Origin of the sequence: Enterobacter sp. WPR_3_1, assembly GCF_003635055.1 — a bacterium.
In the GTDB taxonomy this organism is placed as follows: domain Bacteria; phylum Pseudomonadota; class Gammaproteobacteria; order Enterobacterales; family Enterobacteriaceae; genus Enterobacter; species Enterobacter ludwigii.
The window spans coordinates 1323252-1339316 of the sequence record NZ_RBXU01000008.1 but is presented as its reverse complement, the minus strand read 5'-3'; the positions used below and the strand labels follow the sequence as shown (position 1 = coordinate 1339316).

Below are 16065 nucleotides of genomic sequence, written 5' to 3'. Positions count from 1 at the left end.
ATGGCGATCACGGTTCGTACTGTCGCCGTCATTGGAAGCGGCACGATGGGCGCGGGAATTGCGGAGGTCGCGGCGAGTCATGGGCATCAGGTTCTGATGTATGACATTGCTTCAGACGCGATTTCACGCGCGATTGACGGGATCCGCCAGCGTCTCGCCTCCCGGGTGACTCGCGGAAAACTTTCCGCCGATGCTGGCAGCCAGATTCTTGCCAGGCTGTTGCCGGTAACGGATATCGAAGCGCTCGCCGCGGCAGATCTGGTGATTGAAGCCGCGTCTGAGCGTATCGACGTCAAAAAAGCGCTGTTTGCGCAACTGGCTCAGATTTGCCCGCCGCAGACCTTGCTGACCAGCAATACCTCCTCCATTTCTGTTACGGCGATTGCGGCGGATGTTCACCATCCGGAGCGCGTCGCGGGGCTGCATTTCTTTAATCCTGCACCGGTCATGAAGCTGGTCGAGGTGGTGAGCGGGCTGGCGACATCGCCCGAAGTGGCCGATGCGCTGTGCGAGCTGGCGCTGAACTGGGGGAAACAGCCCGTCCGCTGTCAGTCAACGCCAGGGTTCATCGTCAACCGCGTTGCGCGTCCGTTCTATTCTGAAGCCTGGCGCGCCCTGGAAGAGCAGGTCGCCGCGCCAGAAGTGATTGATGCCGCGCTGCGCGACGGCGGCGGTTTCCCGATGGGACCGCTGGAGTTGACCGACATGATTGGTCAGGACGTCAACTTTGCGGTGACCTGTTCCGTGTTCAATGCCTTCTGGCAGGAACGTCGTTTCCTGCCGTCGCTGGTGCAGCAGGAACTGGTGCTGGCGGGGCGGCTGGGCAAAAAAAGCGGGAAGGGCGTTTACGACTGGCACGGTGAGATACCGGCTGTGCCGTGGCTTGATGCAGTAAACGACAGCTTTACCCCCATGCGTGTGCAGCGAAGAGGTGACGGTGTCACGGAAATAGATGAGCTCCTGTTGATTGAAACCCAGGGGGAGACCGCTCAGGCGCTGGCCCGGCGTTTTCACTGTCCGGTCGTGGTGATTGACCGCATCGAACGCGACGTGGCGGTGATCGCAGCCGCATCGGATAACCCGCATACCGCCACGCAAAAAGCCGTCTGGTACCTGCAACAGCAGGGACACCGGGTACTGCGCATTGCCGATTACCCCGGTCTGCTGGTCTGGCGGACGGTGGCGATGATCGCCAACGAAGCGCTGGATGCGCTGCAAAAAGGGGTGGCCAGCGAGAAGGATATCGACACCGCCATGCGCCTCGGCGTGAATTACCCGAACGGGCCCATTGCCTGGGGTGAGCGTCTGGGCTGGCAACGGCTGTTAACGCTGCTGGAAAATTTGCAACGCCATTACGGCGAAGAACGCTATCGCCCTTGTTCACTGCTGCGCCAGCGTGCGCTTCTGGAGAGTAGCTATGAGTCATAACGCCTGGCATAACGCCCGTACCATGTATGAACAGGACGCCTGCGCCCAGGCGCTGGGGATCGACATCATCGACATGGACGATGGCTACGCGGTAGTAACGATGACCATCACCCCGCAGATGCTCAACGGCCACAAAACCTGCCACGGAGGGCAGCTGTTTTCACTGGCCGATACCGCCTTTGCCTACGCCTGCAACAGCCAGGGGCTGGCGGCAGTGGCGTCAGGCTGTTCAATCGATTTTCTGCGCCCGGGGTTTGCCGGCGACACGCTGACCGCCACCGCGCGGGTTAAGCATCAGGGCAAACTGACCGGCGTGTATGACATTGAAATTCAGAACCAACAACAGAAAACCGTTGCCCTGTTTCGCGGAAAATCTCACCGCATCGGCGGCAGTGTGACAGGAGAAGCCTGATGCGTGACGCTTTTATTTGTGATGGCGTTCGAACCCCGGTGGGGCGCTATGGCGGGGCGCTGGCCAGCGTTCGCGCCGACGATCTCGGCGCGGTGCCGCTGCGTGCGCTGCTGACCCGTTATCCGCAGCTCGACCTCGAGCGGATTGATGATGTGATCTTCGGCTGCGCCAACCAGGCGGGGGAAGATAACCGCAACGTGGCGCGTATGTCGCTGCTGCTGGCCGGACTGCCTCAGACGGTCTCCGGCACCACGCTGAACCGCCTGTGCGGTTCGGGTCTGGACGCGATTGGCTTTGCCGCGCGGGCAATCAGGGCGGGCGATGGCGACATGCTGCTTGCAGGCGGCGTCGAGTCAATGTCCCGGGCGCCGTTTGTAATGGGTAAAGCCACGGCGGCGTTCCAGCGTCAGGCGGAGATTTTCGACACCACCCTCGGCTGGCGATTTGTGAATCCGCTCATGCATCAGCAATTCGGAACTGACAGCATGCCGGAAACGGCAGAGAATGTAGCTGAATTGTTAAATATCAGCCGAGCCGATCAGGATGCTTTCGCGCTGCGCAGCCAGCAGCGTACTGCTCAGGCACAGCAGAACGGCATTCTGGCGCAGGAGATTGTGCCGGTGCAGGTGCCCGGCAAAAAAGGAACGGTTACGGAAGTTTCGGTAGATGAGCATCCCCGTGCTGATACCACGCTTGAACAACTTGCCGCGCTGAAAACACCGTTTCGCAAGAACGGTGTCGTGACGGCGGGTAACGCCTCCGGAGTAAACGATGGCGCTGCGGCGCTGATCATCGCCAGCGAGTCGATGGCGCTCGCGCAAGGGCTTGTGCCGCGCACGCGGATCGTGGCGATGGCTACCGCTGGCGTGGAGCCACGTCTGATGGGCTTAGGACCGGTGCCAGCCACCCGCAAAGTGCTGGAACGTGCCGGGCTCAGCATCAACGATATGGACGTGATTGAGCTTAACGAAGCTTTCGCTTCTCAGGCGCTGGGCGTGTTACGTCAGCTGGGATTGCCGGATGACGCTGAACACGTTAACCCGAACGGAGGGGCCATTGCGTTGGGCCACCCGCTGGGCATGAGCGGTGCCAGACTGGCGCTGGCCGCGAGCAATGAATTGCATCGACGCAACGGGCGCTATGCGCTGTGTACGATGTGCATCGGTGTGGGTCAGGGCATTGCCATGATCCTTGAGCGTGTTTGAGCGAATAACAGTGTGAGTACCCTACAATGACAAATACAACAAAGCTTGATCCGATCGAAACGGCCTCCATTGACGAATTACAGGCGCTGCAAACCGAGCGTCTGAAATGGACGCTGCATCACGCCTATAACAACGTTCCGATGTACAAACGCAAGTTTGACGCCGCGGGCGTTCACCCTGACGATTTTAAAACGCTGGAAGATATCCGTAAGTTCCCGTGCACCACCAAGCAGGACCTGCGTGATAACTATCCGTTCGATACCTTTGCCGTACCGATGGAGCAGGTGGTGCGTGTTCATGCCTCTTCCGGCACCACCGGAAAGCCGACCGTCGTCGGTTATACCCAACATGACATCGACAACTGGGCCAACCTGGTGGCCCGTTCTCTGCGCGCCGCGGGCGGCAGTGCGAAAGACAAAATTCACGTGGCCTATGGGTATGGCCTGTTTACCGGTGGGCTGGGCGCGCACTATGGCGCAGAGCGTTTAGGGGCGACCGTTATCCCGATGTCCGGCGGCCAGACGGAGAAACAGGCGCAGCTGATCCGCGATTTCCAGCCGGATATGATCATGGTGACGCCATCCTACTGCCTTAATCTGATCGAAGAGCTGGAACGTCAGATGGGAGGCGATGCCAGCGCCTGCTCCCTGCGTGTGGGGGTGTTTGGCGCAGAGCCGTGGACGCAGGCCATGCGCCGCGAAATCGAGAAACGTCTGGGGATCACCGCGCTGGATATCTATGGGCTTTCCGAGGTCATGGGGCCAGGCGTGGCGATGGAGTGTATCGAAACCGCCGACGGTCCGACCATCTGGGAAGATCACTTCTATCCGGAGATCGTTAACCCGAACGACGGCACGCCGCTTAATGATGGCGAGCAGGGCGAACTGCTGTTCACCACGCTGACCAAGGAGGCGCTGCCGGTGATTCGTTATCGCACCCGCGACCTGACGCGCCTGCTTCCTGGGACCGCCCGCACCATGCGTCGTATGGACAGGATCAGCGGTCGCAGTGACGATATGCTCATCATCCGCGGCGTCAACGTCTTCCCGTCCCAGCTGGAAGAGGAGATCGTGAAGTTCGAACACCTCTCCCCGCACTACCAGCTGGAAGTCAACCGCCGCGGTCATCTTGATTCACTTTCCGTGAAGGTGGAGCTCAAAGAGAGCAGTCTGACCCTGACCCACGAGCAGCGCTGCCAGGTGTGCCATCAGCTGCGCCATCGGATTAAATCGATGGTCGGGATCTCCACCGACGTGATGATTGTCAACTGCGGCAGTATCCCGCGCTCAGAGGGCAAAGCCTGTCGGGTGTTTGATTTGCGTAACGTTGCGGCTAACGGTTGAGTTTCCCTCATTCCTCACCCCGCATCCTAACCTTCTCCCCAGAGGGGGAAGGGACGTTGTCTCCCTCTCCCTTTGGGAGAGGGCCGGGGTGAGGGGAATATGCTATGATTCATCCAGACCAAAAATAACAACAGAATGAATCACATGAATAAACTCGATGCCTTTATCCAGCACGCGGTTAGCTCGGTTCCCGTTAGCGGAACGTCGCTTATCTCCTCATTATACGGTGACGCGCTTTCACATCGCGGCGGCGAGATTTGGCTTGGCAGCCTCGCCGCCTTACTGGAAGGGATGGGGTTTGGCGAGCGCTTTGTGCGCACTGCGCTGTTTCGTCTTAACAAAGAGGGCTGGCTGGATGTGTCGCGCATCGGACGACGCAGCTTTTACCGGCTGAGCGACAAAGGGCTGCGTTTGACCCGCCGCGCGGAGAGTAAAATCTACCGTGCTGAACTCCCGGCATGGGACGGCAAGTGGCTGTTGCTGCTCTCGGAAGGTCTGGATAGAACCACCCTTGCTGACGTCAAAAAGCAGCTGATCTGGCAGGGTTTTGGCACCCTGGCTCCCAGCCTGATGGCCTCCCCGTCGCAGCATCTGGCGGATGTGCAGTCGCTTTTACACGACGCAGGCGTGGCGGAAAACGTCATCTTCTTCGAGGCCCATTCGCCGCTGGCGCTGTCCCGCGCGGCGCTGCGTGCCCGGGTCGAGGAGTGCTGGCAGTTGACCGAACAGAACGCGATGTACGAGACGTTTATCCACTCGTTCCGTCCTCTTCTGCCGCTGCTGAAAGAGGCCGCGCCGGACGAATTAACGCCGGAACGCTGCTTCCAGATCCAGCTGTTGCTGATCCATTTTTACCGACGCGTGGTGCTGAAAGACCCGCTGTTGCCGGAGGAGTTATTGCCCGCACACTGGGCCGGACAAAGTGCGCGACAGCTGTGCATTAATATTTATCAGCGTGTGGCACCGGGGGCGCTGGCGTTTGTCAGTGAGAAAGGTGAAACCTCCGTCGGCGAACTGCCTGTGCCCGGCACGCTCTACTATCAACGCTTTGGTGGTCTTACTATCGTATAAGGAGTGGAGATGCCCGTTTATCAAATTGACGGTCTGACGCCGGTGGTGCCTGATGAGAGCTACGTTCACCCGACGGCGGTGCTCATCGGCGACGTGATCCTGGGCAAAGGCGTGTATGTTGGCCCGAATGCCAGCCTGCGCGGCGATTTTGGCCGGATTGTGGTGAAAGACGGCGCGAACATTCAGGATAACTGCGTCATGCACGGTTTCCCGGAGCAGGACACGGTGGTGGAAGAGGACGGCCATATAGGCCACAGCGCGATTCTGCACGGCTGTATTATCCGCCGTAACGCTCTGGTAGGGATGAACGCAGTGGTCATGGACGGCGCGGTGATTGGCGAAAACAGCATTGTCGGCGCGGCGGCCTTTGTGAAAGCGAAAGCGGAGATGCCCGCCAACCACCTGATCATTGGCAGTCCGGCAAAAGCGATACGTGTGCTGAGTGAGCAGGAAATTGCCTGGAAGAAGCAGGGCACGCGTGAGTATCAGGTGCTGGTGGATCGCTGCAAGCTGACCCTGCATCAGGTCGAACCCCTGCGCGAAGTGGAGCCCGGTCGAAAACGTCTGGAGTTTGACGAGGATCTGCGACCAAAATCGGCGTCATGAAGGGGCGCGCACCTGCGGAAGTAAAGCAGCGCATCGAAAAAGGCCCCGTCAGGGGCCTGTGAATGTTTACGCTGGCCTGATGCGTTGCGCGAAATCAGAACCGGTATTGCAGACCGGCGGTAACGGTATAGTTTTTGTTGGAAATGCCCGCCGCATCACCGCCAATTGACCCGGATTCGCCCGTGTTAGTATCAATAATCTGCGTGCCGCCTTTGCCCTCTTTGTAACGGCTATACGCGAACTCGGCAAAAACTTTGGCGTGTGGCGTGACGTAATATCCTGCATCCACTGACGCACCATAATAGCGAGAGTCTGAAGTTTTCTCGCGGAAGGTCAGGTCGCGCATATAGTGCTCGTCGTTATCATGAGCGCGCACCCAGTCACTGAATTTAAACAGGCCATTAAATTCGAAATTATTAATACGATACTGCCCCACAAGCCCAATATAAGGCATTGAGAAGCGCTGGCTATAACCAATGCCGCGTTCGCCCGCCGGGAAATTCCCCGTGTTGGTACCGTTATCATAATTATAAGAGCCACCGGTGGCCGTCCAGCTAAAACGGGTTTCCTGATAACCGGCAGTCACGCCCGCTTTATAGCTTTCGCCCTGCAATATCCAGCCTTTTACATTGAGATCGTATTCATTGGCATAATTGACGTTAGTTGCCGGATGCGTCGAATGATCTGTCCAGCTGGATTGTCTTTCGTTCATCCAGTCATAGTCATCCATATGACCCGACCCGGATGCCAGCGAGGTCCAGCCGCGTGCGTTCAGGGTCAGGAAAGGGTACGCATCCCAGGAAATGTCGCCTTTCAGGATGGCGACGTTTTTAATTTTCCAGTCCAGCTGGCTGATTTTTCTGCCTGTGACGTCGTCATACACCATTTCATGGGATTTCCCGCTGAGCATCCCGCCCGAGGCTGAAACGGTGACGCTCTCAGGTGAGAAATTCGGCGTAAATTGCGTTTCCCCTGCGTATACTGCGCCTGAAAAGGCGGCCATCATCGTCAGTAAAAGCGTATTTCTTGTCATTTTTATGTCCCTAATTAAAATTTAATAAATACCTTGCAATTAAATTTTAAAAGCCACGCAAATAACAATCAACTGCCAGTTTTAGTCATTATTCGCCTTTGCGTTGTATATTCCTTTCACAAGAAACGCCCCCCTGGGCGAGATAATATTGCCGTCCGGCCTCCGACAATTAGCGTGAATATCTTTAGCAGGATATTAATCAAAGTACGGTTTTAAAATGACTTCCGTCCAGTGCATAAAAGCTCTGACACGCTGCGATAAATTGCGCCGATGGGCGACCACGAAAGCGGCATTAAGCGGTTCAGGAGGCAAATGGGGAAGCACTTCAACCAGCGCGCCGCGCTGGATATGGGGCGCCAGCGCGGAATACCCGCCCTGAATTAAGCCCAGACCCGCCAGCCCGGCTTCATGATAGGCCGGTACGCTGTTGACGCGCGCGGCGCCGGGTAACATGACGGACCGGTAGCCATCACCGTCCGGGTATTGCCAGCCATCAGGCCTGGCACCAAAATTTCGCATGTAATGCACCATTCGGTGTCCCTGACGAAGCAGGTCGTCAATCGTCTCGGGCACCCCGACGCGCTCCAGATAGCGTGGGCTGGCGGCGTTAATCATCCGTAACTGACCCAGCGGTCGGGCAATGAGGGTCTCATCAACAATGGGCCCAAAACGAATGACGCAGTCAAAGCCTTCCTGAACCAGATCGACTCGCCGGTCTGTGCTTGAAAGTTCTATTTCAAGTTCAGGATGCGCGTCCAGCAGTTGTGGCAGGGCGGGAATCACTACGCTTTGGGCCAACACTGCTGGCATATCGACGCGTAAACGTCCCCGCAGTGACATGCCGCCAGGCGCAAACATGGACTGCAGATCTTCTGCATCTGCTAACAAATCCCGGGCGCGGGAATAAAAAGCCCGACCGTCTTCGGTCAGCTGTACCGCGCGGGTAGTCCGGTGCAACAGCGTCGTCCCGAGGTCATGCTCAAGCTCACGTACGACCGTTGAAACGCGGCCTTTCTTAATGCCCAGGCTCTCCGCCGCCTGAGTAAAGCTCTGCATTTCTGCGACGCGCGCAAAAATAGTCAGTGCATGCAGGTTTTTCATTGTTCACCTTCCGGGTAACAGTGCGTTATTTTTTGGGTGGTTTATTCCCTTATTGATGACTAATAGAGTGTCTTCATACCGCGTAACGCTGTCAAACAGGTTGATGCGCTTTACACCACCGGCAACAGTCCTCAGGAAGGATAAAGAAGATGAATAAAGGTTATTTAATCGCCCACGTGACCGTCACAGATCCTGCTGCCTATGCAGAATATGCGAACGCTGCCGGGGAAGCGCTGCAGGGGTTCAACCCCCGGGTCATCGTCTGGTCAGGGGAATATGAAAATCTCGAAGGGGAGGCGCATGAACGCCATGTCGTTCTAGAGTTTGATTCGTATGCTGAGGCCAAACGTTTTTATAACAGTCCCGGGTACGTGGCCGCCAGAAAGCTGCGCGCGGGGGCGGCAACCGGGACATTTGTTGTGGTTGAAGGGGCTTAATCCTGCGCCAGCGGCAGGAAGGCGTCAGCAAATATGTCCGGCTCATACCCGGCTGAGGTAAAGAGATGATGACGTGATTCATCAATGGCCTCGCGAAGGCGGGTGATGTCTACCCCCAGCACGTTGCCGTCTTGCTTCACGATTCGTCCGGCAATCATGACGGTATGGATGTTGCTGCGCTCTGCCGCATGGACCACCGTGCCAAATGCATTGCCGGACGGATAGAGGTTGAGATCGCCGGCGTTAATAAGCACCAGGTCGGCCTGTTTACCCGGCGTCAGGCTGCCGATGCTCTCCTGTAACCCTGCACAGGCCGCACCATCAACGGTGGCTGCTTTCAGGAGCTGTTGGGTATGAAGCGTATTTACGGTGTGCGCTGAACCACAGCAGCGCTGCTGATGCATGCCCATGACGCGCTGGAGGTAAAAAGCCACGCGCATTTCCATAAACATGTCGCCGCTGTACGACGTTTCATTGTCTACGCTGAGGCCGGGGCTGATGCCGTGGCGCAGCGCGGACTGAAGGGCAAACATGCCGTCTTCAATCCCATAGTGCGCATCGGAACGGGGGCAGACGTTCACGCGTACGCCCGCGTCCCGCAGGATTTTCCATCCGTCGTCCGGCAGTGCGGTGCAGTGATTAAAAATATTGTCCGGTCCCAGAAGCCCCTGCTGATGCAGCGCCTCAAGCTGCGACGCCATTTCACCCCCAAAGAATTCGGTCACGATTGGCAACCCCAGCCTGCGGGCCTCCAGCCATTTCTCCGGCTCCAGCTGGGCCATGACCGCCAGCGAAACAAGACTTTCAGGGTTATTCTGGAAATACTTTTCTTGCAGGCGCTGCCAGTTACCGGGCCAGTGCGCGCGATCCCATTCTCCGGACACCGGTGCACCGGAAGCGTGTACGGCGCGGATCCCCGCATCCAGCAGGGCCTCAACGGCCGCGTCCGAATGCGCAGCGGTGCGGCTGTTATGGGAATTATCAATCACCGTGGTGATACCGGCATCAATACACCCCAGGGCGGTGAGCAGGTTGCCGATATAAATATCGGCAGGGCGATAATACCTGGCGAACGAGAAGTGCGTGGCGTTGCAGTAATCTTCAAGCGTTTTGGCGTCGGGGTTAATGCGGCGCAGTTGTCCCTCCCAGGCATGGCGATGGGTATCCACCAGGCCCGGCATGGCAATCATATGTGTGGCATCTATTATGTGGGCGCCTTCTGCTGCCAGATTTTCACCAATGGCGACGATCTTTGCGCCTTCGATAAGGATATCGCCGCGCTCAAGATTACCCACCCTGTCATCCATGCTGAGCAGGGTTGCGCCCTTAATCAACGTGGCGGGTGGAGTTATGCTTTGATTGTTAATCATATTTCTCAGGTAATCGCTCATCTTCTTGTCCTTTGTCTCTTCATGGGTGAGAAATTACGCCACCCGATTACGGCGAAAAAGATGCTTAACGTGTTTTCATTATTCATAATCTACGAAGAATAATGTGAGCGACGGTCGGGGGAGAAAAAATGGATCGTATTCAGGCAATGCAGATCTTCATGCGGGTAGCGCAGGCCGGAAGCTTTGTCCGCGCAGCCGAAACGCTTTCTCTGCCTTCGTCAACGGTCACCAGCAGCATAAAAAATCTGGAGAATTACCTCCAGGTGCGCCTGCTTAACAGAACGACAAGGCGGGTGAGCCTCACCGCTGAAGGTGTGCAGTATCTGGCGCAATGCCAGGAAATACTGGCGTTAATCGAGCATGCGGAAACGAGCCTGACGGCGTCAGTCCGGCGCCCGCAGGGACGCTTGCGGGTGGATATGCCGGGCGGGATCGCGGATTTCATCGTGATGCCTCACCTGAAAGATTTTTACCGGCTTTATCCGGATATCTACCTGATGCTGGGCGTCAACGATCGGCAGGTTGATCTGGTGCAGGAGGGGGTGGACTGTGTGATCCGAACGGGGGATCTGAATAGCTCGACTCTTGTTGCCCGTCCTCTGGGCCGGTTTCGCTGGGTGACCTGTGCCTCACCGGACTATCTCAGGAAGTTCGGTACTCCCCGCTCGCCAGACGACTTATCACAGCATCGGGCGATACACTATTTTTCCGATCAGACCCGACGGGCGGATGCGTTACGCTTTGTCCGCGGGACAGAGACCGTCTCCATCCCTGTCCGCGGCGAAGCGGCCGTAAATGCCACCGGGCTTTATATCAACATGTGCCTTGAAGGTTTCGGGCTGGCGCAGCTGGCTGAGAGTATTGTCTCAGCGCATCTGCGGGAGGGAAGGCTGGTTGAGGTTCTCGCTGACTGGCAACCGCCTTCGGTGCCCGTCACGTTGCTTTATCCCCATCAGCGTTTTCTCTCTCCCGCAGTGCGTGCCTTTGCAGACTGGATTGCCGGGCTTATCCCGGACGCCAGCCTGGCACCGTCAGGCGGCGGGCTTGATCCGAAACCAGATCGCATACATCGCAGGCAGGAAGACGAGGGTAATAATGGTTCCCCCTAGCGTTCCGCCAATCAGCGTGTAGGCCAGCGTTCCCCAGAACACGGAGTGCGTCAGGGGAATGAACGCCAGCACGGCGGCCATGGCCGTCAGTAAGACCGGCCTCGCGCGCTGTACGGTCGCCTCAACCACGGCGTGGAACGGATCGAGACCGTCCTTCTGGTTGTGATCGATTTGACCAATGAGAATCAGCGTGTTTCGCATCAGGATCCCCGAAAGCGCGATCAGGCCGACGAGGGCATTGATGCCAAACGGCTGATTGAAAAGCAACAGCGTAGGAACCACACCAATAAGCCCCAGCGGTGCGGTCAGGAATACCATGACCATGGCCGAGAGTGAACGCACCTGCAGAATGATTATCAGCAGCGTCAGGGCAATCATGATGGGGAACAGCGGGGCCATGGCCTGGGTGGCTTTGCCGGATTCCTCAATCGATCCCGCCATTTCGATGCGATAGCCAGGTGGAAGCGAATCAACAATGGGTTGCAGCTGTTTCATGATGGCGGTTGACACATCCGGGGGCTGAAGGTTTTCGGCAATGTCTCCCCGCACGGTAATCGTGGGCGTACGATCGCGACGGCGCAACAGCGGATCTTCCATTCGGATCTCAATCTCCCCGATTTGTGACAGCGGAACGCGTTGCCCGGCGTTACCCACCAGGGTAAAACCCTCTATCTTCGCCGGATCAAGGCGGATATCACCTGCGGCGCGGCCCGTAACCTGTACCGAGCGAATATCTTCCCGCACGGAGGTGATGGGAACGCCCGACAGCAGGAACTGAAGCTGCTGGGCAACGGCGTTCGACGTTAAACCGGTAGCCTGCAGGCGGTTCTGATCGAGGGTGAAATGCAGGGTCGGTACGCGTGAACCCCAGTCGGTATTGACGGTTCTCATCATCGGACTGGCCTGCAGCACACCTTTAACGTTCTCTGCAATGTCACGCAGTTTATTGACATCCGGTCCCATTACACGCCAGGCGACCGGGAAGGGAGAATAAGGCCCGAACACCAGCTGCGTGACTCGCACGCGTGCCTCCGGAGCCAGCCCGCGGGCTACCGCTTCGCGAAGGCGGAACTTCAGCGCCTCGCGTGACTTCTCGCTGTCCGTCATGACGACAACCTTCGCGAAAGAGGGATCGGGCAACTCAGGGGCCATCGCCAGATAAAAACGCGGCGAACCCTGGCCAATGTAGGCGGTGACGATGCTGGCTTCAGGCTGTTTGCGCAGCCACGCTTCGATTTTCGCGGTGGCGGCGCTGGTTTGCTCAATCGATGTGCCATACGGCATCTGCACTTCCACCAGCACCTCGGGGCGGTCGGACGTCGGGAAAAACTGTTTTTTAACCAGCCCCATCCCCAGTACTGCGAGGGTGAAGATGGCCACGACGGACGCGGCGACGATCCATTTTCGGGCGATCACGCGGCTCAGGGTATGACGAAAACGGTTATAGCGCGGGGTGTCATAGATGGCGGCATGACCGCCTTCGACTTTTGCGATGTCCGGCAGGATTTTGACGCCCAGATAAGGGGTGAACACCACCGCCACAAACCACGAAGCTATCAGGGCGAGGCCGACTACCCAGAACATATTGCTGGTGTACTCCCCGGCGGTTGACTGCGCAAAACCATTCGGCATAAACCCGATGGCTGTCACCAGGGTTCCGGCCAGCATTGGCGCGGCGGTATGGCTCCAGGCGTAGGCGGAGGCTTTGATTCTGTCGTAGCCTTCCTCCATTTTTACCACCATCATTTCGATGGCGATAATGGCATCATCAACCAGTAAGCCGAGGGCAAGAATAAGGGAGCCCAGGGTAACGCGGTCGAAGTTTATACCGGAGGCTTCCATCACGACAAAAACGACCGCCAGCGTCAGCGGCACTGCCGCCGCGACAACGATGCCCACGCGCCACCCCATACTGACAAAACACACCACCATCACCACCAGCAGGGCGACGAAGAACTTGATCATGAACTCATCGACCGACGAGCGGATATTCACCGACTGATCGGTGACTTTCGTCAGGGTCATCCCCAGAGGCATATTGGCATTGATGTTTGCCGTTTCAGCATCCAGCGCTTTACCCAGCGCCAGGCCGTTCCAGCCTTCACGCATCACAATACCGAGCAGGAGGGTGGGTTCTTGCTGGTTACGGATCTGCAGGGTCGGTGGGTCCTCATAGCCCCGTTCAACCGTTGCCACGTCGGACAGCCGGAGCGTTTTGCCCTGCGCGATCAGGGGCGTATCGCGGATCTTCTGCAATTTATCGAAAGCGCCGTCGAGGCGGATAAAGATTTGCGCCCCGCGCGTTTCAATCGAGCCCGCCGCGGTTAATGCGTTCTGGCTGTTGAGCGTGGTGAAAATATCCTGCGGCGAGAGTCCCAGTGTTGCCAGACGGTCATGCGAAAAGGAGATGTAAATCCGCTCGGCCTGTTCCCCGATGATGTTCACTTTCTTTACGCCCGGAACGTGCAAAAGCTGCTGGCGCAGGGCTTCGGCGTCACGCACTAACAGACGCTGTGGTTCGCCTTTCGCTTTCAGTGCAAAAAGGGCAAAGGTGACATCGGAAAACTCGTCATTGATCATCGGCCCCATGACGCCTGCCGGAAGGTTTTTGGTTTCATCCCCCAGTTTCTTTCGCGCCTGGTAAAATTCCTCCTGAACCTGAGAAGGCGGGGTTTTGTCCTGCAATGACAACGTGATAAACGCCATACCGGGGCGGGTATACGTTTCCGTACGGTCATACCATTTGAGCTCCTGCAGACGTTTTTCCAGCGGCTCGGCGACCTGATCCTGAATTTCCTGTGCGGTTGCCCCGGGCCAGACGGTGATAACCGTCATTTGCTTAACCGTGAAGGGCGGATCTTCCGCGCGGCCAAGGCCAAAAAACGAGAAAATACCGGCAAGGGTAACCAGAATAATCAAGAACAGCGTGACCGAGCGCTCGCGTACCGCAAGCGCTGACAGGTTGAAACGACCTCCACTCATGGTGTCATCCCCGCCTGAATGGCATCGCGCTGTTCCGCCAGTCGGACCGCTTCGCCTTCGTGCAGAAGATGGACGCCTAACGCAACAATCTTCTCTCCGGGCTGTACGCCGCCGGTCACTCTGGCGATATCATCCCCTACGCTAAGCACCCTGACAGGCTGCCAGACGACTTTTGTCGGCTGAGCGGAAATACGCCAGACGCCAGGCCCTTTCCCCGCATCGTAGAGAGACGCCAGAGGAACCTGCATCACCCGGCTGCCGCCTTTGCCGTGTTCGATGCTCAGCGTCACGGTTGCCCCCAGCGGCGCGTTCGCCAGCGCGCCATCCAGCACGTATCGGGCCTCAAAGGTACGGGTGGTCGCATCGGCTGAATCAGACAGCAGGCGCAGCTTCGCGCTAACGGGCTGTTTTTCGTTACCGTAGAGCGTTGCCAGGGCTGTACTTCCTACGGCAGGGCGCAGGGTTTCCGGCAACTGGACCAGCGCCTCGCGCTGCCCCGCGCGGGCCAGACGGATCACCGCCTGCCCGGCGCTGACCACCTGTCCAGGCTCGGCAAGCGTCTCCATCACCACGCCGTCTGAATCGGCAAGTAGCACGGCATAACCGGTGGCGTTTTGCGCCACGCCTGCCTGTGCCCGGGCAGCGCTGAGCTCCGCTCTGGCGCTGTCGGCTGCGGCTTTAATCTGGTCGTATTCCGACGCCGACACTGCACCGGCTGCCACAAGGCCGCGATAACGCGCCTCATCGCTGGACGCTTTACGTGCGCGCGCCTGGGCAGCATCCACCGCGCGCTGCTGGGCCTGCGCCTGTAATTTCAGATCAACAGGATCCAGACGCATTAAAGGCTGACCCTGCTTAACGGTTTGACCCGTATCGACAAGACGTTCGAGAATTTTGCCCTGCACCCTGAAGCCTAAATCACTTTGCGTTCTTGCCACCACCACGCCGGTAAAGGCGCGTGACGTCTCGTTCGCAGGGATCACGGACGCAGACCTGACAAGCGGTGGCTGCGTGCGCGGATCGTCACTGGCGTGGTTATCGCCGCATGCCACCAGGGCAAACGGCAGGAGGCATACGGCAAGGCGGGCTGAATGAAGCCTGAGCATGGGAACCCTTATTACATTAACAGGACGGTATCCGCATTCTCATTCTAGTGACCAATAAAGTCAATGGTCACTAATCAGGGGGCGAGGCTTCGCAAAATCAGAGAGGAGAGGACAACCGCCGCGGTCGGGGCGGCTTCGAGGTTGTACTGCAGCTGAACAGGGTTAATGAAAGGGCACATCACCATATAGATCGCCAGTGTAGCTTCGTCCAGAGGGGTTTTTCTCTCGAACTCACCGGCTTTTCTGCCCTCGACAACAATGCTCTCAATCAGCTTCAGCAGTCGTTCTGAATACCTTTCGGTTGAAGGCCACTTGTCCCGCGCGGCAACGGCGGCGATGTCGTAGAGTTTACGCTCATGGAAAAACAGTTCACTTCCCGCCTCGGTGAGCGCCCTGAACAGACGACGCAGCTTTTCACTTGCGGATGGCGCATCAGCGATGGCTGCATTGACCGCCGCCATGATCATATCAAGACGGTTCGCGCAGATGACCTCGCCGATTGCCTGCTTGGAATCAAAAAATTTATAGATATAGGCTTTTGAAAAACCGATGGCTTTGGCAAGTTCAGCGACGGTGGTTTTTTCATAGCCGTAATGGCCGAAGTGCTCATACGCAGCGTCGACGATTTGCTCTCGGACCGTGTGATCGAGTGGACCACGTGTGGATGGGGTGTTCATGTCTTTAGTCATTATTTCAGCTTAGCGTGACAGGCTCCGATTGACAACGTGTGACCATTTGGTAATTGGGTCACATGGTTGAGTGGGCAGATGGCACATGCACAGTCGTCTGTGGAACTCGAGGGATAATACTCGTTAGCCCTGAGCCGTTAAGACTGCATCAT

Annotated in this window: 14 protein-coding genes; 8 read left to right on the top strand and 6 right to left on the bottom strand. The window is 57.5% G+C overall.

The features are described from left to right. From paaH to paaY, 6 genes are all read left to right on the top strand, one after another. Entirely contained in the window at positions 1-1428 is a 1428-nt protein-coding gene (paaH, locus tag BJ887_RS08155; RefSeq protein WP_020884241.1) for a 3-hydroxyacyl-CoA dehydrogenase PaaH, read from the top strand. Continuing rightward, positions 1418-1840 (top strand): hydroxyphenylacetyl-CoA thioesterase PaaI, encoded by a 423-nt coding sequence (gene paaI, locus BJ887_RS08150; RefSeq protein ID WP_020884240.1) that lies wholly within the window; start codon positions 1418-1420, stop codon positions 1838-1840. Before paaH ends, paaI begins: the two co-directional genes overlap by 11 nt. Beyond that, positions 1840-3045, top strand: a complete 1206-nt coding sequence (gene pcaF / locus BJ887_RS08145) for a 3-oxoadipyl-CoA thiolase (protein ID WP_121339720.1) — start codon at positions 1840-1842, stop codon at positions 3043-3045. Before paaI ends, pcaF begins: the two co-directional genes overlap by 1 nt. A 26-nt stretch (positions 3046-3071) precedes the next feature. Next, entirely contained in the window at positions 3072-4388 is a 1317-nt protein-coding gene (paaK, locus tag BJ887_RS08140) for a phenylacetate--CoA ligase PaaK (RefSeq protein WP_121339719.1), read from the top strand. Positions 4389-4523: 135 nt separating this feature from the next. Continuing rightward, positions 4524-5459: a phenylacetic acid degradation operon negative regulatory protein PaaX gene (gene paaX, locus BJ887_RS08135; RefSeq protein ID WP_121339718.1), complete on the top strand. Its 936-nt coding sequence runs from the start codon at positions 4524-4526 to the stop codon at positions 5457-5459. Between the two features lie 9 nt (positions 5460-5468). After that, positions 5469-6065 carry a phenylacetic acid degradation protein PaaY gene (paaY, locus tag BJ887_RS08130; RefSeq protein ID WP_020884237.1) on the top strand — a complete coding sequence of 199 codons (597 nt, stop codon included), beginning with the start codon at positions 5469-5471 and terminating at the stop codon, positions 6063-6065. A 94-nt stretch (positions 6066-6159) separates the two neighbouring features. Here the strand turns inward: paaY and BJ887_RS08125 are convergent, their stop codons facing one another. After that, positions 6160-7098: an omptin family outer membrane protease gene (locus BJ887_RS08125; protein WP_079231071.1), complete on the bottom strand. Its 939-nt coding sequence runs from the start codon at positions 7096-7098 to the stop codon at positions 6160-6162. Between the two features lie 195 nt (positions 7099-7293). Beyond that, positions 7294-8199, bottom strand: a complete 906-nt coding sequence (locus BJ887_RS08120; RefSeq protein WP_068794593.1) for a LysR family transcriptional regulator — start codon at positions 8197-8199, stop codon at positions 7294-7296. 149 nt (positions 8200-8348) lie between these two features. Between BJ887_RS08120 and BJ887_RS08115 the strand changes: the two genes are divergently transcribed. After that, positions 8349-8636: a DUF1330 domain-containing protein gene (locus BJ887_RS08115; RefSeq protein ID WP_014169939.1), complete on the top strand. Its 288-nt coding sequence runs from the start codon at positions 8349-8351 to the stop codon at positions 8634-8636. On the opposite strand, the gene BJ887_RS08110 is transcribed toward BJ887_RS08115, so the two are convergent. Next, positions 8633-10027 carry an amidohydrolase family protein gene (locus tag BJ887_RS08110; RefSeq protein ID WP_121339717.1) on the bottom strand — a complete coding sequence of 465 codons (1395 nt, stop codon included), beginning with the start codon at positions 10025-10027 and terminating at the stop codon, positions 8633-8635. The two genes, BJ887_RS08115 and BJ887_RS08110, sit on opposite strands and share 4 nt — an antisense overlap. 128 nt (positions 10028-10155) lie before the next feature. On the opposite strand from BJ887_RS08110, the gene BJ887_RS08105 reads away from it, so the two are divergent. Continuing rightward, positions 10156-11136, top strand: a complete 981-nt coding sequence (locus BJ887_RS08105) for a LysR family transcriptional regulator (protein ID WP_079231069.1) — start codon at positions 10156-10158, stop codon at positions 11134-11136. On the opposite strand, the gene BJ887_RS08100 is transcribed toward BJ887_RS08105, so the two are convergent. The 3 genes from BJ887_RS08100 to BJ887_RS08090 all read right to left on the bottom strand — a co-directional run bounded on the left by BJ887_RS08100 (position 11059) and on the right by BJ887_RS08090 (position 15913). Beyond that, positions 11059-14118 carry an efflux RND transporter permease subunit gene (locus tag BJ887_RS08100; RefSeq protein WP_121339716.1) on the bottom strand — a complete coding sequence of 1020 codons (3060 nt, stop codon included), beginning with the start codon at positions 14116-14118 and terminating at the stop codon, positions 11059-11061. The two genes, BJ887_RS08105 and BJ887_RS08100, sit on opposite strands and share 78 nt — an antisense overlap. Next, the gene (locus BJ887_RS08095) at positions 14115-15224 is read right to left on the bottom strand and encodes an efflux RND transporter periplasmic adaptor subunit (protein WP_121339715.1); all 1110 of its coding nucleotides are present in this window, start codon (positions 15222-15224) and stop codon (positions 14115-14117) included. The genes BJ887_RS08100 and BJ887_RS08095 overlap by 4 nt, the downstream gene beginning before the upstream one ends. A gap of 74 nt (positions 15225-15298) precedes the next feature. Next, positions 15299-15913 (bottom strand): TetR/AcrR family transcriptional regulator, encoded by a 615-nt coding sequence (locus BJ887_RS08090; RefSeq protein ID WP_121339714.1) that lies wholly within the window; start codon positions 15911-15913, stop codon positions 15299-15301. Between the last annotated feature and the right edge of the window lie 152 nt (positions 15914-16065).